This is a genomic window from Kitasatospora sp. NPDC004289 (assembly GCF_053602875.1).
In genome coordinates this window covers 13,513-37,000 of record NZ_JBSGEL010000005.1, presented here as the reverse complement: position 1 = coordinate 37,000, position 23,488 = coordinate 13,513, and the positions used below count along the sequence as shown (strand labels likewise).

Below are 23,488 nucleotides of genomic sequence, written 5' to 3'. Positions count from 1 at the left end.
CGGCTGCGCGCCCCGCACCGCAGGCCCGGGACGACCCCGGCCCGCCCGCACGCCCGCTGAGGCCTGCGGCCGGCCGCGTCCGGGCGAATCGCGCCGTCCTGTCCGGGAACTCCCCGAAAGGCCAACGGCCGTGCGAACCGAGCGACTTCACCACACCGAGCATGACCTCACCACCGTCCGCAACCTGGGCATCCTGGCCCACGTGGACGCCGGGAAGACCACCGTCACCGAACGCGTCCTGTACGCCACCGGCACCACCCACCGGCGCGGCGAGGTCCACGACGGCACCACCGTCACCGACTTCGACCCGCAGGAGCGGGACCGCGGCATCACCATCTTCGCCGCCGCCGTCACCTGCACCTGGGCCGGCCACCGGATCAACCTGATCGACACCCCGGGCCACGTCGACTTCGCCGACGAGGTGGAGCGCTCGCTGCGCGTGCTGGACGGCGCCGTCGCCGTCTTCGACGCGGTGGCGGGCGTCGAGCCGCAGAGCGAGGCGGTCTGGCGGCAGGCCGACCGGCACGGCGTGCCCAGGATCGCCTTCGTCAACAAACTCGACCGCACCGGCGCCGACTTCGACGCCGCCGTGGCCTCCATCCGGGACCGGCTGCACACCGTCCCGTTGCCGGTGCAGCTGCCGATCGGCCGCGAGGGCGGCTTCGCCGGCGTGGTGGACCTGCTGCGGATGACGGCGCTGCTCTGGGCCGACGGGGCCGAGGCCGCCGCGCAGGTCGAGATCCCGGCGGAGCTGCGCGCGGAGGCGGAGCTGCGCCGCCGTCAACTGGACGAACGGGTGGCCGAGTTGCACCCCGGAGCGTTCGAGGAGTACTGCGTGGCGGGGGAGTTGGGCGTCGGGACGCTCACGGCCGCACTGCGCGACCTCACCCGTGAGGGCACCGCCGTGGTGGTGCTCGGCGGCTCGGCCTACAGGAACCGGGGCGTGGAGCCCCTGTTGGACGCGGTGGTGGCCTACCTGCCCTCACCGCTGGACGTCCCGCCGGTGCGCGGCACCGTCGACGGCCCGGACGGCCGCGGCACGGCCGTCCGGCCGCCCGATCCGGCGGCGCCGTTCGCCGGGCTGGTCTTCAAGGTGCAGGCGGCGCCGACCGGTCGGCTCAGCTACCTGCGGATCTACTCCGGCACCCTCAGGAAGGGGGACACCGTGCTCGACACCACCACCGGCCGCACCGAACGGGCCGCCCGCATCCTGCGGGTCCGCGCCGACCGGCACACCGACACCGCCGAGGCGGTGGCCGGGGACATCGTGGCGCTGATCGGCCCGAAGGCGGCCCGCCCCGGTGCGACCCTGGCCGCCCCGTCGGCGCCCCTGGTGCTCGAACCCCCGCGCACCGCCGAGCCGGTGGTCTCGGTGGCGGTCGAGGCGCGGCTCGGCGCCGACACCGACCGGCTGGCGGCCGCGCTGGCCAGGCTCACCGAGGAGGACCCGTCCCTGACGGCGCGCACCGACCCGGAGACCGGGCAGACGGTGCTCTCCGGCATGGGCGAGCTCCACCTCGAGGTCGCGGTGGAGACGCTCCGGCGGGTGCACACCCTGGACGTCACCGCCGGGCGGCCCCAGGTCGCGTACCGGGAGACGGTCGGACGGGGCGTCAGCGGCCAGGTGCACCGGCACGTCAAACAGGACGGCGGATCGGGGCAGTTCGCGCACGTGGTCCTGGACGTCGAACCGCTGCCGGCGGGGGAGGGGCCGGGCTTCGAGTTCCGCTCCACCGTCACCGGAGGGCGGGTGCCGGCCGAGTACGTCCGGGCGGTGGAGGCCGGCTGCCGGGACGCCCTGGTGGACGGACCGCTCGGCGGCCACCCCGTCACCGGTCTGCGGGTCACCCTGACCGACGGGGCGACCCATGTGAAGGACTCCTCGGAGCCCGCCTTCCGCACCGCCGGGCGGAACGGGCTGCGGGAGGCCCTGCGGGCCTGCGCGATGGTCCTGCTGGAGCCGGTCGCCGAGGTCACCGTCACGGTGCCCGAGGAGGCCGTCGGCACGGTGATCGGCGACCTGTCCGCCCGGCGCGGCCGGGTCACCGGCTCCACCGCGCGGGCCGGGACGGCGGTGGTCACGGCCGCCGTGCCGCTGGTCGAACTCTTCGGCTACGCGACGCGGTTGCGCAGCCGGACGCAGGGCCGCGGCTCCTTCACCGCGCGTCCCGACGGCTACGCACCGGCCTGATCGGGGGCAGGGGCGCGAGGAACTGCGCGAATCGGAAGAAGTAGACCGTGTGCCGGGTGCGGAGATCCAGTTGCAAGTGGTTCGCCGCACCCGGCACACGGGTCCGTGACTCCCGCAGCGCGCAGTTCCTCGCGCCCCCGGGGGCAGCCACTTTCGCCGGCCCCGCCGCGTCAGGCCGGGCGGGGCACCCAGCCGGCCTCGTCCCAGGCGCGGAGCTGGGCGGCCTTGGGCGTGGCGGCGAGGGCGGCCACGGCCGGGCCGCCGAGCAGCAGGGTGCTCGGGGTGTCCGGGCGGAAGGCGGGCCAGGTGAGGGAGTTCGGGCTGCCCGGGTGGCCGTGCCGGGCGAAGGAGGCGATCAGGTCGATGAAGGTGTCCGAGACCCGGCGCTCCAGCGGGCCGTCGCCGAACTCCGGTGCGTTGGCCGGCGAGGCGAAGGTGCCGAACAGGAACGGCGAGGTCGCCTCGTGCGGGGTGCCGAACCACGGCGCCCGCACCGGGTGGGTGAACTCCAGCCGGTGGTGCGGGCGTTCGGAGCGCTGGGCACGGCGCTCGGCGAGACGGACGATCAGGTAGCGGAACAGGCCGTCGCCGTGGATCTCGGTGAGGAGCGCGAGCGGGTCGGCGGCCCGGCCCTCCGCCGTGGCGGCGGCCCGGTAGGCGGCGACCAGCTGCTCGGCCAGGCCGGCGGGCGGTCGGGCCGCACCGCGGAGCAGGTACCGCCGGACGGTGTCCAGCAGTTCGGCATCGGTGGTGGGCGTCGGCACCGGGGTCGGGGAGCCGGGGCCGGTGAAGAAGGAGCCCTCGGTGGCGGCGTTCACCGAGAGCACCGGCAGCCCCGGGTCCGGGAGCTGGTGGTCGTAGCCGCGCATCCAGCGGCCGTCCACCACCGGCCCCCGGTACTCCCGGCCGCTGGCCAGCGCCCGGGAGTCGGCCGGACCGGCGAACAGGCCGTCCCAGGCGTCCCGCAGGGCCGCGGCCGGCACCTCCCGCAGCCCGGGAACGGTGGTGCCCAGCTCGGCGGCCACCGTCTCGAAGGCGGCCCGGGAGTCCTCGGGGGTGAGCGCCAGGGCCGGGGCCCAGACGTGCGCGGCGCTGATCGGCACGATCCGGCGCAGCAGCGGCCGGACCTCCGGCAGCAGGGCGAGCTGCCAGGTGGAGGACCCTCCGGCGGAGGTTCCGACCAGGGTGATGTTGCCCGGATCGCCGCCGAACGCACGGGCGTTGGCCGCCACCCAGCGCAGCAGGGCGGCCTGGTCCTGGAGGCCCCAGTTGGCGAACGACCCGGTGCGCGGGTCGTCGAGCCGCTCGTGCAGGCCGAAGCCGAAGACGCCCAGGCGGTAGTTGAAGGTCACCACCACCAGATCGCCGCGCTCGGCCAGCCGCGCCCCGTCGTAGGTCGGCAGGCTGCCGGACCCCAACTTCCAGCCGCCGCCGTGCACGTAGACCAGCACCGGGCGGGCGCCGGTGACCCCGGGGGTCCAGACGTTGGCGTACAGCGAGTCCTCGCTGCTGCCCGGCAGCACGGTCTGGAAGGAGGGCGCCGAGAACGCGGTCGCCTCCCGCACGCCGTCCCAGGGCTGCGGCGGGCGGGGCGAGGCGAACCGCAGCGGCCCGACCGGGGGTTGCGCGTACGGGACGCCGCGGAAGACCGCCACGGCGCCGGCCGCCGCGCCGCGCACCCAGCCGGCGGTGGTGCGGGCCAGCGGGACCGCGGTGGCGGTGGCCAGCTCCTCCTCGGACTCGGCGGCCGCGGGCTGCGAGGTCACCGTCGCGACGGCCGTCGTGGCGGCGGCGGTGGCGAGGGCGCCGGCGGACAGGAAGGTGCGGCGGGACGGGCCGGGCGATCGCATCACGGGCTCCTCGGGCGACACGGTGACCCGGCCGAGTCTGCGACGCCTCCGGCGGGAGCTCCATCGGCACCGGGGCACTCCGTCAGATCCCGCGGGCCGCCCCGTCCACGAGGCGGCCCCGGGGGAGAGAGCGAGGGCTCACGGCACCGCCGGGGCGGTGACGCCCGCGTGCCGGGCGTACCCGTCGTCGCCGTCGCTGTCGGAGTTGACGCTGGTGGTGATCGAGGAGGCGCCGTAGGCGACGATGCCCAGGATGATGAAGACCACCAGCAGGGCCCGGCCCGAACTGCCCATCACCAGCGGGCGGGTGGCCGAGACCGGGCCGCTCCCGGGCACCGTGTCGAGGGCGTCCTCGCCGAACAGGCCCTTCGGGTAGGCGGAGCTGAGCATCAGGAAGTAGGCCTGATAGCGGAACCGGTAGCGGGTGATGGCCGCGGTGGCCTCGAAGAGCGGCCGCGGCATCCGGCCGAGGACCAGCACCACCAGCCAGCTGATGAAGCCGACCGCCCACCAGCCGCTCATCAGCACGCCCTGGATGATCGCGGCCGGGATCACCAGGACGATGCGGAAGAAGACCGCCAGCCGGTTCAGCTCACCGGGCCGCACCTCCGTCCGGACGGGGTGCTCCGGCGCGTCGAAGCGGAACGGCGGGTAGGAGTCCACCAGCAGCATCAGGTACGACTCCAGCCGGACGCCGTACGCCACGTACCCGGAGAGGAAGCCCGCCGCGAACTCCGGCAGCCGGCCGGTGAACAGGGCGCCGAACCAGCCCAGCACGGCGACCACGAAGGCCACGATCGACAGCAGCCAGTACACGATGAACTGCGGGATCAGCAGCAGCATCCGGAAGAACACGGTGAGCCGGCTCTGCCGCCCGGGCTCCGGCACGTCCATCGCGGGCAGCCACTCCCGGCCGCCCGCGGGCAGTGTCGCGGATGCGTCCCACATGCTGTCTCCCTGAGGCCTCGTCAGCTTCCCCCTGCTCCGAACATCGCAGGAGCGGAGGCCGCCCGCCCGCCGGACTGGCCCGAACGGGCTCGGCGGGGCGAGGCGGTGCGGGGCCGGGTGGGGCCGGATGGGGCCGGGCCGGGTGGGGCCGGACCCGGTGGGCCTCAGGAGTGCCCGGCCTCCAGGTCCAGCAGCTGCCGCTTGCGGTCGAGCCCGCCCGCGTAGCCGGTGAGCGAGCCGTCCGCGCCCACCACCCGGTGGCAGGGGCGGACCACCAGCAGCGGGTTGGCGCCGATGGCCGCGCCGAGCGCGCGGACGGCGGCCCGGGGGAGGCCGGCCTGATCGGCCAGCGCGCCGTAGCTGGTGGTGGAGCCGTACGGCAGCCGCTCCAGCGCGGCCCAGACCCGGCGCTGGAACTCGGTGCCCCGGGAGGTGAACTCCAGGTCGAAGCCGTCCGACCCGCCCGCGAAGTACGCCCGCAGCTGGGTCGCCACCTCCCGGAAGGCGGCGGCGTCCTCGACCCAGTCGGGCTGGACCACGGCCGCGTTCCGCTGGCCGGTCATCGAGACCGAGGCGAGCGCCAGACCGCCCCTCGCGGTGGCGGAGTCCTCGCCGACCAGCAGCAGCGGGCCACAGGGGCTGTCGAGGGTGGTGTAACGGGTGGTCACGTTCTCTCCCGGGGACGGGTCCTTGCCTACGCTCCCCACTCTGCCCGGGGCGGACCCGCCCGACCGGCGGAAATGCGACATCGCGTCAGGAGCCGGCGCCGCCGCGGAAGAGGTGGCGCAGGCGCTCGGCGAACTCCTCGTTCTCCTGCCGGCGGTGCTCCTGGTGCTCGGCCTTCACCGCCTCCTCGGCCCTGTGCTGGGCCATCCGGACCTCGGCCTCGACCTCCTCAGAGGGGATCCGGGCCACCTCGCCGCCCAGCCGGGCGGCGATCTCGTCGGCGGCGGCGGGGTCGGTCTCCTTGACCGAGGCGACCAGCAGGTTGCCGCCGTCGTCGACCAGGGCGCTGATCACCGTCAGGCCCTCCAGCGCGTCCTGCGCGTCCTTGCTCTCGGAGGCCGAGCCCAGCACCGCCCCGGCGCCCAGCCCGAGGGCCAGCCCGACCGGGCCGCCGAGCAGGCCGAGCAGCGCCCCGACCGCGCTGAACGCCATGGTCCGGCGCCCGGTGTCCGGCGTGAAGCTGTCGGCGATGTCGAGGTACCCCTCGGCGGAGCGCTGGAGGATCGCGGCCCCGGCGACCCCCGGCAGGCGGGTGACGTCGTGGAAGGCCTCGAAGGTGTGGGTCGGGTCCTTGAAGGTGTAGAAGAGGACGTTGTCGTCACCGGACATGTTCTGACTGCCCCTCACGGCTGGACGCGGGTCACCCCGTTACCGCTCCGACGCTAGCCGGGCCGCGCCCACCGCGCCCCCTCAGGGAGCGGGCGGCTGCACCGGACGGCCCTGACGGACGCTCACCACCATGGCGTAGGTGCCGCCGACGGCGGAGACCAGCCCGGCGAAGGCGGTGATCAGCTCGGCCACGGAGGGGCCGTCGTCCGGGGCGGCCGTGGCGGCGGCGGGGGCGGGCAGCACCACGAAGACCGTGGTGGCCGGTGCCGGCGTGACGGGTGCGGCCGTCGGTGTGGTCGGCCCGCTCGTGACCGCCGACGTCGTGACCGCCGGCGTCGTGGGCGGCTGGGTGGACGGCGGCTGGGAGAGCGGGGGCTGGGTGAGCGGCGGCTGCGTCGCGGGAGTCGCCGGCAGGGCGGTCTGCGGTACGCCGCTGGTGCTGGGGCCGGGGACGGCGCCCGAGGGCCCGCCCGAGCCACCCGGCAGCAGGCCGAGCAGCCCGACCGCCAGTGCGGCCAGCCCGGCCGCGAGCAGCAGCGCTCCGACGGCCATCAGGCCCCGTCCCGACGGCTTGCCGATGCTGCGCATGGTCGTCCCCCGTCCCCCGTGCCCCTCGGCGGTCACCCGACCCCCGGCGGCGCGCCGGGCAAGGCCGGTGGTCTGTCTATCCCATGAGGGAGCGTCAGGTCCACCACGATCTCGCGCCCCGGGCGGCGTCACACGGCTGCCCCCTCGGCGGTCGCGGATCCGCCGCCGGGTCGGGAGAGTGGAGGAAGCGGTCGAGGAGAGGAGCGCAGCCGTGGTCACCCGTCAGGGCCTGTCCAACCGCGCCCTCGCGCTCTGGCTGCTCGGCGTCACGGCCCTGGTGCTGTACCTGGGCGAGTTCACCGGCACCTCGATCCGGATGGTCGGCCTGCTGGCCTTCCTCCCCGCCCTGGCCGCCGCCTTCTGCACCGTCCCGCAGACCGCCTTCACCGCCTGCTGGACCCTGGCCACCGTGGCCGCGGCGCTGTTCGGGTACAATCCGCGCGAGCTCGGCGACTCGCTCCTGATGATCGGACTCACCGCCGCGATCGGCGGCCTGTCGGTGACCGGCAGCTGGTACCGGATCCGCCGCGAGGAGGAGCTGCTGCGGCTGCGCTCCACCGCCACCGCCATGCAGCAGCGCATCCTGCGCCCGCTCCCGCAGCGCACCGCCGACCTGTTGGCGGAGGGGGTCTACGAGCCCGTCCAGGAGGACAAGCTGGTCGGCGGGGACATCTACGACGTGGCCGCCTCCGCGCACGGCACCCGGGTGCTGATCGGCGACGTCCAGGGCAAGGGCCTGGCCGCGATCGGGGTGGCCTTCGCGGTGATCGGCGCCTTCCGGGAGGCCGCGCACCGGGAGCCGACGCTGGCGGGGGTGGCCGAGGCGCTGGAGGCGGCGGTGGTGCGGCACAACGCCTACGCGGCCGAGCTCGGCGAGAGCGAGCGCTTCGCCACCGCCCTGGTGCTCGGCTTCGACGGCACCGACACCGCCGAGGTGGTCGGCTGCGGGCACGAGGCGCCGTACCTGCTGCGGCCCGAGCGCGCGCCGCTGGCCGTCCCGCTGGCCGAACCGGGGCTGCCGCTCGGCCTCGGCGAGCTGGCGGACGGGCCGCGTCCGGTGGGCCGCTTCGGCTTCCCGCCCGACGCCACCCTGGTGCTCTGCACCGACGGCCTCACCGAGGCCCGCTCCGCCGACGGCACCTTCTTCCCGCTGGCCGAACGGCTGGCCGCGGCCCGTGGCCTGCAGCCGGGCCGGCTCGCCGACCACCTGCTGGCCCAGGCCCAGGCGTACACGGCGGGCCGCCAGCAGGACGACATCGCGATCCTGACGATCCGTCGGCCCTGACGCCCCGTCCGGTCCGCGCGGTCACCGGTCTGGACCAGCTGCTGATGGCGTACGCTCACGCTTCAGCGCTGCCATCGAGGGGGTGGTGGGCACCCGTACGAGCAGTCAGGAGACAGCACCGTGAGCGCGATCTCGGACACGGACCTCGACGAGCACCCGGAGCGGGCCGGGACGCCGCCGGAGGGCGCACGGCAGGAGCCGCCGCCCGGGGAGTCGCCGACCGCCTGGATCCGTCGCGCCGCCCACGAGTACGGTCCGGCCCTGGCCGTCTACGGCACGGTGAAGCTGACCGGCTTCACGGTCTTCATGTGGCTGCTCGGCTGGTCCGGCGACTACCTCGCGAACAACCCCCGGTTCGGCGGCGGCGCCAAGCCCTGGGACGTGGTGGGCGGCTGGGACGGCTGGTGGTACCAGCAGATCGCCGCCAACGGCTACCACCCCGCTCCGATCAAGGTGATCGGCCCGCCGCCGTTCGAGTTCGAGCAGAACTCGGTGGCCTTCTTCCCGCTCTACCCCGGCGCCATGAAGCTGGTCTCCGCCGTCACCGGCCTCGGCCCGTACGGGGCCGGCATGGTGGTCTCGATCCTCGCCTCCTTCGTCGCGGCCGCCGGGATCTACGCCCTGACGGCCCGTCTGTTCGACCGCCGCACCGGCGTCATCGCCGCCGCCGTCTGGGGGTTCTTCCCCGGCTCCGGCGTCGAGTGGGCGGTCTACTCCGACTCGCTGTTCGTCGCGCTCGCCGCCTGGTCCTGCTACCTGATCGTGGAGCGCCGCTGGCTGGCCGCCGGGGTCACCGTCTTCGTCGCCGGGCTCAACCGGCCGACCGCCGCCGCCCTGGTCGCCGCGCTCGGGGTGGCCGCGCTGATCGCCCTCTACCAGCGTCGGGACGGCTGGCTCGGGCCGGTCAGCGCCCTGGTCATCGCCCCGCTCGGCTTCGTCGGCTACCTGGCCTGGGTGAACTGGCGGATGGGTGACTGGGGCGGCTACTTCAAGCTCCAGAAGGGCGCCTGGCTGCACTTCTTCGACTACGGTGACCACACCTTCACGGTGCTGAAGACCCTCCTCCTCGGCAAGGGCGTCTACGCCTTCACCTATCCGACCGAGGACATGATCGCGCTCTTCCTGGTGCTCCTGCTGCCGCCGCTGCTCTTCCTCCTCGTCCGGCTCAAGGTCCCGGTCTTCCTGCTCGTCTACACCGCGGTCACCATCGTCCTGGTGCTCGGCAGCTCCCAGATCTTCGGCAACACCTCCCGCTACCTGCTGCCGGTCTTCCCGCTCTTCCTGCCGATCGCGGTGGCGCTGCGCCGCCTCTCCCTCCCGGCCCTCGGGGCCCTGGTGGGATGGGCGGCGATCGCCTCCGGCTGGTACGCGGGCTACGTCCTCTTCGAGCTGGGCATCCCGTAGACCGGACGGCTCAGCGGCCCAGGAAGACCGGGTTGGTGAGGGCGGCCATCGGGCCCCAGGGCAGGTCGGGGCCCATGGCGTTGCCCCGGCCCGGGGAGCCGTCGGGCCTGGGGTGGCGGACCTCGGCGCGGACGTAGGCGGCGAGCGAGGCGGTGGTGCGCCAGACGAGGACGCCCGTGCCGCTCGCGGGGAGGGTCTCCTGGCGGAGCTGGCCCTCGTCGGTGATCAGGCGCAGGGTGCCGTTCGGGACGCCCGAGACGGACAGCCGGACGTCCACCGGGGCGTCCGGGGCGACCGCCAGGCGCTCGCCGATGCCGGCCGTGCGGCCCGCGCCGACGGCCGTCAGGTCGAGCTGCACGGCGCTGGAGCCGGCGATCCAGCTGCGGCCCGCCCGGAGCCCGGCCAGCACGTGGTCCCGGGTCAGGTCCTCGGCGAGCACCACGGTGTGCGGGGCGCCGATCGGCTGCGGCGCGCTGTGGGCGTCGCTGTTGCCGATCGCCGGGAGCCAGCGGCCGCCGCCCCGGGCGGCCCGGGCCAGTTGGGCGTCCCAGGTGTCGAGCGCGGACTCGTCGTCGTAGGTCCAGGGCCCGTTCCAGACCTCGACCGCGTCGGCCTCCTCGTAGCCGAACTTCCAGGCGCAGGCCACGTACGGGCAGTACGGGTGGGCGGGCACCACCAGGCCGCCGCCGCGCCGCACCTCGCGGGCGAACCGCGGGTGCACCCCGTCCCGGGCCCGGTAGCGCCAGTCCACCCACTGGCCCGGGCGGGTGCCGAGGGCCAGCCAGTGGCCGTTGCGGGTGGTCACCTCCTCGCCCGGGACCACCAGCAGGTCGGGGCCGGCCAGCGGGCCCCAACTACCGTGCGAGGAGGAGGTGTTGTGGTCGGTGGAGACGATGAAGTCCAGCCCCGCCGCGCGGGCCCCGGCGGCCACCTCCTCGGGGGTGCGGCGCCCGTCCGAGTGCACGGTGTGCAGGTGGCAGTCGCCCCGGTACCAGGCCCGGCCGCGCCCGGCCGCCCGCTCCGGCGGGTAGGAGGGCATGTACGCCGGGCCGGCCGGGCCGAACCGGAAGGTCACCTCCACCCGGTACTCCAGCCCCTGCGGCGCCACCTGGTACGGGCCGAGCACCACGTGCCAGCGGCCCGGGCGGACCGGGCCCGGCAGGTAGCCCGGGGTGGCCTGCGCCCGGCTGATCGCGAACTCGGTGCGGAAGCCGCCGGACCAGCCCCGGAAGCCCGGGCCGCCCAGCTCGGTGCCGCGCTCGTCGAAGATCCCGATGTCGCAGGAGTTGCCCGGGGTGCCGGGCGGCACCGCCGGGCGGTCGTAGGAGTAACGGACCGCCAGCTCGCGCACGCCCGGTGGGACCTCCACCGGCAGGTGCACGAAGTCGGGCGCGCCGGTCTCCAGGCGGCCCGTCAGGACCACCGTCCGCTCGCTGCCGTCGGCGGGCACCCCGCCTGAGGGGGACTGTTCGCCGTCCGCCGCCGCGGCCGGTGCGGCGCCCGCGGCCGCGACGGTGAACCCGACCGCCGCCGCCCCGGCCAGCAGGCCGCGCCGTCCGATCCCGTCCGTGCCCGGTTCCCTGTGCTCGTCCATCCGTCCGTCCTCCCGTCGGTGGCTCCAGTGCCGCGCGGGCTCCTTCCCCCGCCCGGTGAACCGGCGGTGATACGGGCCCCTCGGACCGCGGGCGGGTCGGTGGCGGGCGGGTACGGCGGGCGTGGTTCGATGGGCGGTCGCTGTCCGAACGAACCACCGAACTGCTGGGACGTCCCCGTGAACCACACCGCCGCGACACTGCTCTCCGTCGCGCTGCTGCTCATCGTCCTGGTCTGCGCCGTGGTCCGACCGCGCGGCTGGCCCGAGGCGGTGGCCGCGGTCCCGGCCGCGGCGCTGCTGGTGGTCACCGGCGTGGTGCCCTGGCACACCGCGGCGGCCGAGCTGGAGCGGCTCGGCCCGGTCACCGCCTTCCTGGCCGCCGTCCTGGTGCTCGCCCAACTCTGCGACGGGGAAGGCCTGTTCCGCGCCTGCGGGGCCTGGATGGCGCGGACTGCGGGGACGCCCAGGCGCCTGCTGGCCCAGGTCTTCCTGCTCTGCTCGGTGGTCACCGCCGTGCTCAGCCTGGACGCCACCGTGGTGCTGCTCACCCCCGTGGTCTTCGCCACCGCCACCCGCCTCGGGGTCCGGGCCCGGCCCCACTCGTACGCCGCCGCCCACCTCTCCAACACCGCCTCGCTGCTGCTGCCCGTCTCCAACCTCACCAACCTGCTGGTCTTCACCGCGAGCGGCCTGGCCTTCACCCGCTTCGCCGCCCTGATGGCGCTGCCCTGGGTGGTCGCCATCGCCGCCGAGTACGTCGTCCTGCGGTGGTTCTTCGCCGCCGACCTGACCGCCTCGGCCCGCCCGCAGCACGACGCGGAGCCGGCCGAGCGGCCGGTCTTCGCCCTGGTGGTGCTGGCCGCCACCCTGGGCGGCTTCGTGCTGGCCTCCGCGCTCGGCGCCGAACCGGTCTGGGCGGCCGCCGCCGGGGCGCTGGTGCTGGCCGTCCGGGCGCTGCGCCGCCGCACCGTGACGCCGGGCGGGCTGGTGCGGGCCGCCAACATCCCCTTCCTGGCCTTCGTGCTCGCCCTCGGCGTGGTGGTCAAGGCCGTGGTCGACCACGGCCTGGCCGACGCGCTCGGCCACCTCACCCCGGCCGGGGACTCGCTGGGCGCGCTCTTCGCGCTCGCGGCCCTGGCCGCCGTCCTGGCCAACGTGATCAACAACCTGCCCGCCGTGCTGGTGCTCCTCCCGCTGGCCCTGCCGTCCGGCCCGGGCGCGGTGCTGGCCGTCCTGCTCGGGGTGAACATCGGGCCGAACCTCAGCTACGCGGGCTCGCTGGCCACCCTGCTCTGGCGGCGGATCGTGCAGGAGCGGGGCGGGGAGCCGGTGCGGCTGGGGGAGTTCACCCGGCTCTCGCTGCTGACCGTGCCGCTCGCGCTGGGGCTCGCGGTGCCCGCGCTCTGGCTCTCGCTGCGCCTGATCGGGGTCTGATCCGGGTCCGAACCGGGCCTGGTCGGGGTCTGGTCGGGTTCTGAACGGGGTCTGACGGCACGTCGGGCGGCCGGGACGGGGGCTGCCCGCGGCGCGGGCCCGGGTCAGAACACGCCGGTCCCGTTCACCTCGCGGAACCAGGCGGCGGTCAGCGCCGCCACCTGCTCCAGCGACCCCAGCTCCTCGAAGAGGTGCCCGGCCCCCGGGACCACCGCGATCCGGTGCGGCGCGGTGATCCGGGCGGCGGCCTCCCGGTTGAGCGCGAGCACCGTCCCGTCCCGGCCGCCGACGATCATCAGCACCGGCGCCCGCACCTGTTCGAGGGCCGCCCCGGCCAGGTCCGGCCGCCCGCCCCGGCTGACCACCGCGCGCACCCGTTCCGGCCGCTGCGCGGCCGCCTGCAGGGCGGCCGCCGCGCCGGTGCTGGCACCGAACAGGCCGACCGCGAGCCGGGCGGTGGCCGGGTGCTCGCCCAGCCAGTCCACGGCGGTCACCAGGCGGCGGCCCAGCATCGGGACGTCGAAGCGGTAGGCGGCGGAGAGCGCGTCGGCCCGCTCCTCCTGACGGGTCAACAGGTCCAGCAGAAGGGTGCCGAGACCGTGGTCCTGGAGGGTCCGCGCGATGGCGCGGTTGCGCGGGCTGTGCCGCGAGCTGCCGCTGCCGTGGGCGAACAGGACCACCGTCGCCGCCGTGCGGGGCACCACGAGATCACAGGCCAGGGTCGCCGGGCCGACCGGCAGCTCCACCCGCTGGGTGAGCATCGCCTCGCCTCCCGTTCGTCCCCCGCTCGTCCCCCCGCTCGGTCTCGCGCCTGTCTCCCGCGTCGGTTCCGTCCTCCGCTCCCGTGTCCTGCTGCGCGACTGCCCGGGAGCGTCGTCCCGAAACGTGCGCGTCGTCGCGCTCCGAGGGGTGCGGGGGCTCATCGGGGGCGTACACGAGTACGACGGAGCGTGACCACGAAGCATCCGCCCCGCAGACGGCCGAGAGCCCCCTCCGGACGACAATCGGTACACGGAGCAGTGCAGTTGTGTCCTATCATCCTCCCGGCCCGGAACCGGGTCGCGTCGAACCGCGTCACTCTCGGTGGCCACGGAACGGCACAGCCCCGGCGGCCACGGGCCGGGCGGACGGACACCCCTGGGGGACGAGATGGGCGAGACGCGCTGGGAACTGCCGGAGTACGAGCACCTGCGCGAACTCGGCGCGGGCGCGGCCGGCCGGGTGGTGCTGGCCAGGCACCGGGCCACCGGCACGCCGGTGGCGGTCAAGTACCTCACCGGCAGCGCCGCCGACCACCAGGGCTTCCGCGCCGAGGCCGAACTGCTCGGCGCCCTGCGCTCCCCGCACGTCGCCCAGCTCTACGAGTACGTCGAGGGTCCGCAGGGCGCCGCGATCGTGATGGAGCTGATCGACGGCATCTCGCTGCGCGAGCTCATCAAGGCCGAGGGCGCCACCGGCCCGGAGGCCGCCCTCGCCGTCCTCAAGGGCTCGCTGCTCGGCCTGGCCGCCGCCCACGCGGCCGGCGTGGTGCACCGCGACTACAAGCCCGCCAACGTGCTGGTCGCGGCCGACGGATCGTCCAAGCTGGTCGACTTCGGCATCGCCCTGCGCGACGGCAGCACCGGCACGGTGGCCGGGACCCCCGCCTACATGGCCCCCGAGCAGTGGGCCGGCAAGCCCGCCGCCCCCACCACCGACGTCTACGCCGCCACCGCGACCTTCTTCGAGTGCCTCACCGGCGCCAAGCCGTACGCCGGCACCACCCTGATGGAACTGGCCGTCCAGCACACCGAGGCCGACATCCCGGCCGAGCAGGCCCCCGAGGCGCTGCGCCCGCTGATCCTGGCCGGCCTCGCCAAGACCCCCGGGGACCGGCCCGACGGCGCCGCGCTGCTGGTCGAGCAGTTGGAGGAGGTGGCCGGCGCCGCCTACGGGCCCGACTGGGAGCAGCGCGGGCGGCACCGCCTCGCCGCGCTGGTCGCGCTGCTGCCGTTCCTGCTGCCCTCGGCGGGCGGCGAGGTCGGCGGCACCTCCTTCGCCACCACCACGCTCGGGCCCACGGGCGGGGGCGGTGCCGGTGGTGCCGGCGGGGCGGTGCCGCGGACCGTGCGGCGGGTACGGGTCGTCGGTGCGGCGGCGGGCGCGCTGCTGGTCGCCACGGCCGTGGCGGGCGTCGCGGTCGCGGGCGTCTCCGACCCCGCCAACGCGGGCACCGTCGCCGAACCCAAGATCACCACCACCCTCGGCGCACCGGGCCCCGGGGCCCCCTCCGCGGACCCGACCGCCTCGGCGGACCCGTCCGCCTCCGACTCCCCGTCCCCTTCGGCCTCTCCGTCGCCCTCGGCGAGCGAGTCCTCCGCCGTCCCGAGCGGCACGGCCACCACCCCCGGTGCCACCCTCGCACCCCCGCCCACCAAGGCCCCGCCCACCACCAAGGCCCCGGCCTCCCCGGTCCTCACCACGGCCCCGACCACGCCGCCGACCAGTGCCCCGAGCTCCCCGTCGGTGCCCGCCACCCCGACGGTCACCCCGCCCGCGCCCCCGCTCCGGGTGGTCGCCATCAACGGGACGGCCTCCTGCAGCACCACGCAGATGACGGTCTCGGGCACCGTGCAGACCGACGGTGCGGCGGACGGCACCCTCACCCTGAGCTGGACGAGCAGCGCCTCCCGCCTCCCCGTCACGCACACGGTGGCGCTCCCGAAGGGGCAGAGGACGGTGAAGTTCAGCGACTCGATGCCCTTCGGCACCGCCTTCTCCCGTACGGTCCGGCTGAACACCACCCCGGCGGCGGCGAGCGGCCAGGGCAGCACGTTCACCAAGGACACCATCACCTGCAACCCGCCCCGCTGAGACCGCTGAGACCGCTGAGAGCAGGACGACCGGCATGACCACCCCGCCCACCTCCGCCCCCGAGCCCGACCCCACCGTCCGCCTCGGCAAGCAGGACACGCCCCTGCCCCTCGGCCCCGTCCGCCCCGCCGAGGACGGCACCGTCCGACTCCGGCAGTCCGCCGACGAGTTGCCCGACGAGACGGTCCGCCTGGCACCGGACGCGGCCGAGGCCACCGTCAAGCTCTCTCCGGCGGCCGCGCCCGATGCGACCGTGAAGCTGACTCCGGCCGCAGCTCCGGACGCGACCGTGAAGCTCGGGCAGGGCGCCGTTTCCGATGCCACGGTCAAGCTCTCCCCGGCCGCCGTCCCCGACGCCGAGGCCACCGTCAAGCTCCCGCCGGGCGGTGTCGTGCTCGACGCCACCACCGAGATGACCGCGACGGCCCTGACGGAACGCCTGGACCGGACCCCTCCGCCGTCCGCGGTCCCCGGTCCCGTGCCGGTCCCCGCTCCCGAGGCCGCCGCGCCGGACGGCGGGCTGCGCCGCTTCGGTCCGGGTGTCCCGCCGCAGGCCGCCGCCGTCTGGCACGGAGCCGTTCAGCAGGAGCCCGCGCCCCGTCCGCGCCGACGTGGCCGCTGGGCCCTCTTCCTGCTGATCCTCCTACTGGTCCTCGCCCTGCTCGGCTGGTTCGCCTGGCAGCGCTACGGCCGCCCGGTGGCCGTCAACTCGGTCTCCGTGCAGACCGGTTCGGCCGACCTAGCCTGCGACGGGACCCAGACCATCACCGCCGCCCTGGAGACGGACGGCGGGGCCGGCGACGTCTCCTACCGCTGGCTGCGCAGTGACGGCACCGACTCCGGCCCGCTCACCCAGAGCGTCCAGCCCGGTCACCACACCACCCAGCTCACGCTCCGCTGGTCCTTCCACGGCCGGGGCACCCTCGACGCCACCGCCACCCTCCAGGTCGACGCCCCGACCGCTCACACCTCCGCCGTCTCCTTCCGGTACACCTGCCCCTGACGCACCGTCGGGCCCCCTCCTCGGAGGGGGCACCGCTGGCAGCCCCGCTGCCAGCGCGGCGACCTCCCGCCGATGGGCCTGCTCGGTCTCCACGAACCGGCGGGCGACCGTCCTGGTGCCCTCGCCCGTCTGCCGGTACAGGTCCGCCACGGCATGGCCGGCCTCCCGCCCCAACCGCCGGCCGATCCTGCGGGCGGCCTCCTCCAGGGCCTGCACGATCCGATCGCTCATCCGAACGACACCCCCGCTGCCGTCGACTCGAACTCCCGTGCGCGGGAGGTCACTTGGTCGGCGTGCTCCTGGAGCAGCTCGGCGTGCCGCACCAGCTCTCCCGGAACCACCCGGAAGCCGCCGACCGCCTCGCCGTCACCATCCGCGGCCGTGGCCGCCGCTCCCCGGGCCCCGGGGAAGACCAGGCCGGTCAACACGCCTTCCACCACCCGCTCCAGGGGCTCCACCGCCTGTGCCAGGAGCTCGGCGACGATCCGCTCCTCCAGCTCCCGCAGGATCCCGTCGACCACCCGCCGGGTCGCCTCCACCAGTGCCGCCTCGGCTGCCGCCGCCGCGCCGAAGGTCGCCGCGGTCGCCGCCGTGGCGGCGGCGAACTCAACGGCTGCGAAGGTGAGTTGGGCGATCACCGCCACCTTCGCGGCCACCACCGCATCGGCCGCCACCTCGATCGTGGTCGCCACCACGCCGCAGATCCCCACCAGTTCGTCCACGTGCTCGACGGTCATGCCGCGCCAGCGTGACGCCAGCACCCGGTAGGAGTCCGCCTCGTAGTGCTCCGCCATCCCCCGGACGGTCGCCGTCGCGGCCTGATGGCTCCCGTCGAGGCCGGACGCGAACTCCCGCACCCGCCCGGCGAACTCCCGGACCCGGTCCTCGTCCACTGCCGGCCAGCGGAACCCGAGGAGGTCCATCACCCAGACCAGCTCACCGGGCAGCTCGATGGCCAAACTTCCTCCGGTGTGACGTGCAGTCAGGGGTCCATCACTCTCGGTGCATCATAGTCGCTCCCGTCGGATCCCGGCCGCCGCGCCGGTCGCGGTGGGGGCGCAGTGGCGGCAGGCACCTGACTGGCCGTCAGATCCGTTCCTGAAAGGGCGAGGACGGCACTGATCACCTCTTGTCGCGGTGGCTGCTTGGCGCGAGCATGGGCGGGCGGTCATGTGGTTCGGGAGGGGATTCCGTCGAGGCGCGGTGGAGAACGGAGTCCCGCGATCCGCGTGCCGCGGTACGGATGTGACGACAACGGTGGAGGGGAACATGGTCTTTGACGCCCTGGTGGCGCTCCGGCGGGCGGGGAATCCGGTCGGTCCGCGTTCCACCGGCCTTGAGCCGGCCTGATGGCCCTCGGTCTGGGCATCCTCGGTCCCTTGCGGGTGCTGGTGGACGGCCGCCCGGTCGATCCGGGGCCGCGCAAGCAGCAGATCATGCTGGCCTCGCTGCTGTGCCACGCCAACGCGCGGGTCTCCGCCGACGAACTGGCCGAGGCGCTGTGGGGCGACGCGCCGCCCCGGACGGCGCGCAAGAACCTCCAGGTGTACGTGTGTGCGCTGCGCAGGCTGCTGGGTGCGGACTCCGAGACCCGGATCGACCACCAGAGCGGCGGGTACGTGCTGCACACGGTGGCCGAGGAGTTCGACGTGCTCGGCTTCGAGCAGCGGGCGTGGACCGGTGCGCCGGCCGCCGCCCTGGAGCTGTGGCGGGGGCCGGTGCTGGACGGGCTCCGGGACGTGCCGCTGATCGACACCGTGGCGCAGCGGCTGGACCAGCGGGTGCTGGTGGTCTTCGAGGACTGGGTGGAGGCGACGCTGGCCGCCGGTGACGGTGCGTCGGCGGTCGCGCGGGTCTCCGAGATCGCGCAGCGGCACCCGTTCCGGGAGCGGCTTCGGATGCTCCAGATGAACGCGCTGAGCCAGGCCGGGCGGCGCTCCGAGGCGCTGGCGGTCTACGAGGAGCTGCGTCAGGCGCTGGCCCACGAACTGGGACTGCCGCCCAGCCCGGCGCTGGAGCGGTGCTACCGCTCGCTGCTGGAGGCCCAGGCCGCCGAGCGGCAGCGGCCGGTGGCGGCCCGTCAGGAACGGGGAGCCGGGCCGAACCTGCTGCCCTCCGATCCGCTGGCCTTCACCGGCCGGGCCGCCGCCGCCCGGGAGCTGACCGAGGTCCTGCTCGGCGGCGAGGGCCGGCCGGCCGTGGTGAGCGGCCCGCTCGGCGCGGGCAAGACCGCGCTCGCCGCGCACGTGGCGCACCGGCTCGGCGAGCACTTCCCGGACGGCAGGCTGTTCGTCCGGCTGCGCGGCGAGGACGGGCGGGCGCGGCCGGTGGAGGACGTGCTGCGCCAACTGCTGGCGGCCGTCGCCCCCGCCCGGGCGGCGGCAGCCGATCCGCGCTGGGAGTGGCAGCTGTGGCTGACGGGGCGCCGGGCGCTGCTGGTGGTCGACGACGCCCGGTGCGAGAGCGAGGTCCGGCCGCTGCTGCCGGAGGCGGGGGAGAGCTCGGTCCTGGTGACGGCGCGCCCCGGGCTGATCGGTCTGGACGGTGCGCACCGGCTCTGGCTGGCCGCCTTCGAGCCGGCCGAGGCGGTCGAGTTCCTGGGCCGGGTGGTCGGCGCGGGGCGGGTCGAGGCGGACCGCGAGTCGGCGGGGCGGATCGTCCGTGCCGCCGGTCTGCTGCCGCTCGGGGTCCGCCTGGTGGCCGACCGGCTGGCCTTCCTCCGCCACGTCCCGCTGGGGGAGTACGCCGCGCGGTTGGCGGGTGACCGGGGGCTGCTGGACGAGCTGTGCGGGGCGGACCCGGCGGTCCGGGCCCGGTTGGCGGAGTCGGTCCGGCACCTGCCCGAGGACGGGTACCGGACGGTGCTGGGCCTGGGCCTGGGCGTGGAGCGGGTGTTCACCCCGGAGCAGGCCGCCGCCGTGCTCGGGAGCGACCCGCGGACGGCGGTGCGCGCGCTGGAACGGCTGCTGGAGGACGGCCTGCTGACGGTGGCCCACCCGGAGGAGGGCGAGGGGCTCCCCGAGCGGTGGACCCACGGCGTGCGCTACGAGATGCCCGCGCTGCTCCACGCCTACGCGCGCGAGACGGCCGGGCGGACGGCGGGGCGGCCGCCGGGGCAGGGAACGGGACCGGCGGCCGGGCGGGCGGCGGGCGCCCCGGGGGCCGGCCATCGGGTGACCGACCGTCAGGACACCGCCGGCACGACCGTGGACCTGACATTGTTCGCGCCCGCGCCGAGCCGCTGACCAGCCGTCATACCGCTGTCGAACCGGCGACCAGTCGTCGCCATACCGGGGATCCCTAGCTTTTCTCCCGGGGCGGTCGTCACCAGACGGCGCCACGACAGAGGAGGACACCATGTCGCAGAACATCAACCCGGAGCAGCACGACGCCGAGAACGAGGACGTCGACGTCGTCGCGCACGGTCAGGACGCGGAGGCCGTGTCCGAGGACATCTGTGTCATCAACAACAAGCACGACCTGGCCTGAGCAGTCGAGCCGTGCCGACCGGGCCGGCCCTCCGGGAGACGGCGCTCGTCGCCGCACTCCGGACGGCCCGCTCGGCGGCCGGCCGCCCCTGACCGGGAGATGCCGTGAACATCCTGCTCTGCCCGCTCAGTGACGGCGGCTACCTCTACCCGGCGATCGCCGCCGGACGGGAACTGGCCCGCCGGGGCCACCGGGTCAGCCTGCTGGGCCGGTCCACCGCGGCGCCGTTCGCGGCCGAGGCGGGACTGCCGTTCGCGGCGGCGGAGGAGTTCGGCGGTCGGCAGGCGTTCTCGGCGGCCCGGTGGGGCACCACCGGGGCCGCGCAGTACCGGGCGACCGTACGGGCCGCCCGGCAGGCCCGGGCCGACCTGCTGGTCACCTCCGTGCTGTGCAACGGCGCCCTGCTCGCGGCCGAGGCACTGGACCTCCCGGTGGTGGTCATCGGCCTCTCGGTCCACCTGTGGACCTACCGCAGCGGTGGCGCGGACGAGCCGCAGTGGGGCCGGACCAGGCAGAACCGGACCGAGGAGTGCCTGGAGCTGTACGCGGCGGTCCGGGACGAGGCCGGACTGGCCGGACGGGCGCCCCGGTGGGCGGAGAACCCCCTGCACGGTGACGCCCTGCTGCTCCGTGGCATCCCCGAACTGGAGTACCCCGGCGCCGAGTTGCCCGAGCGGGCGCACCAGGTCGGCCCGCTGGACTGGGAGCCGGCCGCCGACCGGGCCGAACTCGCCGAGCTCACCGCCACCTTGGACCGGTGCGGCAAACCGGTGGTCTACGTCCACCTGGGCCGCTTCTTCGGCGGTGGCAGCCCGTGGCCCCGGCTGAACACCACCTTCACCGGCGGGAACTTCCAGGCGGTGGTGGAACAGGGACGGTCGACCGACCCGCAGCCCGCCCCCGGGGCGGACATCCAGCTGGTCCGCAGGCCGTGGCTGGGGCCGATGCTCGACCGGGCCGGGCTGGTGCTGACCAACGGCACCTCCGCCCCGGTGCTGGCCGCCCTGCAGCGCGGCCTCCCGCTCGGTGTCTCACCCAACGGCTCCGAGCAGCCGGTGCTCGCCGCCGCCTGCATCCGGGCCGGCGCCGCCGTGCACGTCCCGAACACCCCGGAGCCCGACCAGCGGACCCGGCTCGACGCGGCCTGGCAGGACGACCGGCTGCGCGAGAACGCCCGCCGCCTCGGCCGCCGGCTCGCCGCAACGGCCGGCACGGCCCGCGCGGCCGACCTCGTCGAGCTGGTGCCCGTCCGACCGTTCGCGCCGAGGCCGGCCCGCCCGGCCCGCACCGGACGCACCGCACGCACCGAACACCCGGCCTGATCCGACGCGAACCGTCGGGCGGGCCCTGGCCCAGCAGAGCGCAACCCCAGGGAGAACCATGATGACGCGATCGGTCGGTCCGGGCACCGCGACGGTGCGGCGGCTGTCGGCGGGCGTGCTGCGATGGGTCCGGCTGCACGCCGAGTTCCTCGACTCCCCGTCGGGACGGGCCGAACTGCCGGTGGCCCCGCGGGTGAAGGCCCTGTTGCAGCTCGCCCTGCTGCGCCGCTCCTGGGAGCGGGCCGCCCCGGCCGACCCCGGCCTGGACGAGGTGACCGCCGTCCTCGGCCGGGTCTGGCGCGACCCGGACCACCTCCGGCTGCTCGCCCTCGACCCGAGCTACGCCGGCGGCTTCCAGCTGATGTACGGCGCGCTCGCACCCGCCGGCGTCGTCCACGACTCCTACCGCCAGGTGCTGGCCGGGCTCACCGCCGGTGGCGCCCTGGCGCCCGGTCGGCGGTCGCCCTTCGGGCAGCTGGAGACCAGGTACTACGCCGATCTCCTCGGGCTCGCCCACCGGTTCGGCGGCTACCCGGAGCTGTACCGCGCGAGCCTGCTGGCCCGCCACGGCGACGGGCAGCCGGTGACCGACCTGGAGGTGTGCGACGTGACCCACACGATCTTCCACCTGACCGACTTCGGCGGGCACGCCCCGGAGTTGACGGACGCCGAGCTGGCGCACGCCCGCGACCGGGTGGAGCGGCTGACCGGACTCACCGTGGAGCGCCAGGAGTGGGAGCTCGGCGCGAAGCTGGTGCTGGCGCAGCACTGCCTCGGCCTCGACCCGCTGCACACCCCCTCGGGCGCGGCCGCACTGCGGATGCTGGTCGAGGTCCAGACCCCGGGCGGCGCGATCCCCGGACGGTCCGCCGGCGACCGGGCGGCCCGGGCCGAGACCACCGTCGAGTTCTTCCGGAAGTCCTACCAGGCCACGGTGGTCGCGGCGTTGGCCACCGTGACCGTGCTGCACAGCCGGGTCGGCGAGCCGGTCCTGGGCGGTGCCCGATGACCCGGACCCTGAGCGACGGCGCACGCATCCTCCAGGGCGAGCGGACCTGGTGGTTCCTCGGTCCCGGCGGCGGCCTGGCCCGGCTGCGCGACACCCAACTGACCGCCGAGGGCGGCCTGAAGGCGGCCACCGAGAACCGGCTGCGCGAGCTGGGGATGTACACCACCACCCTGCCGCGCGCCTACGAGCTGACGGTGCTCACCAGCACGAACTGCAACCTGGGCTGCGGCTACTGCTTCCAGAACACCGCCCAGGACCTGACCGGCGGAGCCCGTCCGCCCCGGATCGCCCGGACCCGGCTCACCTCGCGGACCATCACCGACATCCTCGACTTCACCCGGCGTCAGATGGCCGCCGCCGAGCTGGAGAAGATGAACATCCTGCTGTTCGGCGGCGAGCCGCTGCTCAACCCGCGCGGCTGCCTGGAACTGCTGGAGCGGGCGGCGGACCACGGGCTCGGCCACGCCCGGATGATCTCCAACGCCACGCTGCTCAAGCCGAGGCTGGCTGCGCAGCTCGCGGAGCGCGGGCTGCGCAGCGTGCAGATCACCTTCGACGGCGACCGCCCCGACCACGACCGGATCCGGATCGGGCGCGCGGACGGCAGCGGCACCTTCGACACCATCGTGCGCAACGTGGTCCGGGCCTCGGAGGTCTCCGAACTCCGCTGGCAGCTGCGGGTCAACGTCTCCCAGGAGACCCACCTGGGCGTCGACGCGCTGATCGACCGCCTGGCCGACACGCTCGACCCGGCCCGCTGCAGCCTCTACTTCGCCCAGGTCGGCGACGTCGGCATCGGCTACGGCAACGACCTGCTGCACACCGGGGAGCTGTCCGCCCGCTTCTCCGGCTGGCAGCGGAGGGCCCTGGAGCTCGGCTTCGCCGTCGCCCGCCCGCGGGCCTACCGCCCCTGCGTCACCTGCGGCTACGGAGACGGCCGCTACGGCGCGGTGGTCAGCGCGGACGGCACGCTGGCCAGTTGCTGGGAGACGGCGGGTAAGGACGAGTGGGAGGTCGGCTCCGTCACCGCCGGCTACCTGCCGAGCGAGGTCACCCGGGAGCGCTGGGTCGGCTGCGAGGACCTGTACCGGCACGACGAGGACCAGCGGACCCTGGCCGCCTTCCGCGACTCGGTGGACGCGGCACTGCTCGACTACCTGGACCTGACAGGACGTCTGTGACC

The 23,488-nt window shown here is 75.4% G+C and carries 19 protein-coding genes; 11 read left to right on the top strand and 8 right to left on the bottom strand.

Going from position 1 to position 23,488, the window contains the following annotated elements; translation table 11 throughout:
- The first annotated feature begins 130 nt into the window (after positions 1–130).
- The gene (gene fusA, locus ACWEPF_RS04555) at positions 131–2,191 is read left to right on the top strand and encodes an elongation factor G (RefSeq protein ID WP_452171386.1); all 2,061 of its coding nucleotides are present in this window, start codon (positions 131–133) and stop codon (positions 2,189–2,191) included.
- A gap of 170 nt (positions 2,192–2,361) precedes the next feature.
- Here fusA and ACWEPF_RS04550 read toward each other — a convergent pair whose 3' ends face one another.
- The 5 genes from ACWEPF_RS04550 to ACWEPF_RS04530 all read right to left on the bottom strand — a co-directional run bounded on the left by ACWEPF_RS04550 (position 2,362) and on the right by ACWEPF_RS04530 (position 6,912).
- A complete protein-coding gene (locus tag ACWEPF_RS04550; RefSeq protein WP_452171385.1) occupies positions 2,362–4,041 on the bottom strand; it encodes a carboxylesterase family protein in 1,680 nt (559 codons plus the stop codon).
- Positions 4,042–4,179: 138 nt separating this feature from the next.
- Entirely contained in the window at positions 4,180–4,989 is an 810-nt protein-coding gene (locus ACWEPF_RS04545) for a DUF4389 domain-containing protein (RefSeq protein WP_452171384.1), read from the bottom strand.
- 164 nt (positions 4,990–5,153) lie between these two features.
- A complete protein-coding gene (locus tag ACWEPF_RS04540; protein WP_452171383.1) occupies positions 5,154–5,657 on the bottom strand; it encodes a methylated-DNA--[protein]-cysteine S-methyltransferase in 504 nt (167 codons plus the stop codon).
- Positions 5,658–5,742: 85 nt separating this feature from the next.
- Positions 5,743–6,324, bottom strand: a complete 582-nt coding sequence (locus ACWEPF_RS04535; protein ID WP_380150106.1) for a histidine kinase — start codon at positions 6,322–6,324, stop codon at positions 5,743–5,745.
- An 81-nt stretch (positions 6,325–6,405) separates the two neighbouring features.
- Positions 6,406–6,912, bottom strand: a complete 507-nt coding sequence (locus tag ACWEPF_RS04530; RefSeq protein ID WP_452171382.1) for a hypothetical protein — start codon at positions 6,910–6,912, stop codon at positions 6,406–6,408.
- Positions 6,913–7,123: 211 nt separating this feature from the next.
- Here ACWEPF_RS04530 and ACWEPF_RS04525 point away from each other — a divergent pair, with 211 nt between their 5' ends.
- Positions 7,124–8,197 (top strand): PP2C family protein-serine/threonine phosphatase, encoded by a 1,074-nt coding sequence (locus ACWEPF_RS04525; protein WP_452171381.1) that lies wholly within the window; start codon positions 7,124–7,126, stop codon positions 8,195–8,197.
- A 120-nt stretch (positions 8,198–8,317) separates the two neighbouring features.
- Positions 8,318–9,601 carry a glycosyltransferase family 39 protein gene (locus ACWEPF_RS04520; protein ID WP_452171380.1) on the top strand — a complete coding sequence of 428 codons (1,284 nt, stop codon included), beginning with the start codon at positions 8,318–8,320 and terminating at the stop codon, positions 9,599–9,601.
- A gap of 10 nt (positions 9,602–9,611) precedes the next feature.
- Here ACWEPF_RS04520 and ACWEPF_RS04515 read toward each other — a convergent pair whose 3' ends face one another.
- Positions 9,612–11,195, bottom strand: a complete 1,584-nt coding sequence (locus ACWEPF_RS04515; protein WP_452171379.1) for a CehA/McbA family metallohydrolase — start codon at positions 11,193–11,195, stop codon at positions 9,612–9,614.
- A gap of 177 nt (positions 11,196–11,372) precedes the next feature.
- Between ACWEPF_RS04515 and ACWEPF_RS04510 the strand changes: the two genes are divergently transcribed.
- Entirely contained in the window at positions 11,373–12,629 is a 1,257-nt protein-coding gene (locus ACWEPF_RS04510; protein ID WP_452171378.1) for an SLC13 family permease, read from the top strand.
- 104 nt (positions 12,630–12,733) lie between these two features.
- Here ACWEPF_RS04510 and ACWEPF_RS04505 read toward each other — a convergent pair whose 3' ends face one another.
- The gene (locus ACWEPF_RS04505) at positions 12,734–13,390 is read right to left on the bottom strand and encodes a dienelactone hydrolase family protein (protein ID WP_452171377.1); all 657 of its coding nucleotides are present in this window, start codon (positions 13,388–13,390) and stop codon (positions 12,734–12,736) included.
- A gap of 388 nt (positions 13,391–13,778) precedes the next feature.
- Here ACWEPF_RS04505 and ACWEPF_RS04500 point away from each other — a divergent pair, with 388 nt between their 5' ends.
- Positions 13,779–15,482 carry a serine/threonine-protein kinase gene (locus tag ACWEPF_RS04500; RefSeq protein ID WP_452171376.1) on the top strand — a complete coding sequence of 568 codons (1,704 nt, stop codon included), beginning with the start codon at positions 13,779–13,781 and terminating at the stop codon, positions 15,480–15,482.
- Positions 15,483–15,516: 34 nt separating this feature from the next.
- Positions 15,517–16,485: a hypothetical protein gene (locus tag ACWEPF_RS04495; RefSeq protein WP_452171375.1), complete on the top strand. Its 969-nt coding sequence runs from the start codon at positions 15,517–15,519 to the stop codon at positions 16,483–16,485.
- 227 nt (positions 16,486–16,712) lie between these two features.
- On the opposite strand, the gene ACWEPF_RS04490 is transcribed toward ACWEPF_RS04495, so the two are convergent.
- Positions 16,713–17,444 carry a WXG100-like domain-containing protein gene (locus ACWEPF_RS04490; protein WP_452171374.1) on the bottom strand — a complete coding sequence of 244 codons (732 nt, stop codon included), beginning with the start codon at positions 17,442–17,444 and terminating at the stop codon, positions 16,713–16,715.
- A 390-nt stretch (positions 17,445–17,834) separates the two neighbouring features.
- Between ACWEPF_RS04490 and ACWEPF_RS04485 the strand changes: the two genes are divergently transcribed.
- From ACWEPF_RS04485 to ACWEPF_RS04465, 5 genes are all read left to right on the top strand, one after another.
- Entirely contained in the window at positions 17,835–19,730 is a 1,896-nt protein-coding gene (locus tag ACWEPF_RS04485) for a BTAD domain-containing putative transcriptional regulator (RefSeq protein WP_452171373.1), read from the top strand.
- Positions 19,731–19,842: 112 nt separating this feature from the next.
- Entirely contained in the window at positions 19,843–19,974 is a 132-nt protein-coding gene (locus ACWEPF_RS04480) for a hypothetical protein (protein ID WP_345283202.1), read from the top strand.
- Positions 19,975–20,078: 104 nt separating this feature from the next.
- Positions 20,079–21,296, top strand: coding sequence for a glycosyltransferase (locus tag ACWEPF_RS04475; protein WP_452171372.1), 1,218 nt, complete (start codon positions 20,079–20,081; stop codon positions 21,294–21,296).
- A gap of 61 nt (positions 21,297–21,357) precedes the next feature.
- Positions 21,358–22,305, top strand: coding sequence for a DUF6895 family protein (locus ACWEPF_RS04470; RefSeq protein WP_452171371.1), 948 nt, complete (start codon positions 21,358–21,360; stop codon positions 22,303–22,305).
- Positions 22,302–23,486, top strand: a complete 1,185-nt coding sequence (locus ACWEPF_RS04465; RefSeq protein WP_452171370.1) for a radical SAM protein — start codon at positions 22,302–22,304, stop codon at positions 23,484–23,486. Before ACWEPF_RS04470 ends, ACWEPF_RS04465 begins: the two co-directional genes overlap by 4 nt.
- Positions 23,487–23,488: the final 2 nt, after the last annotated feature.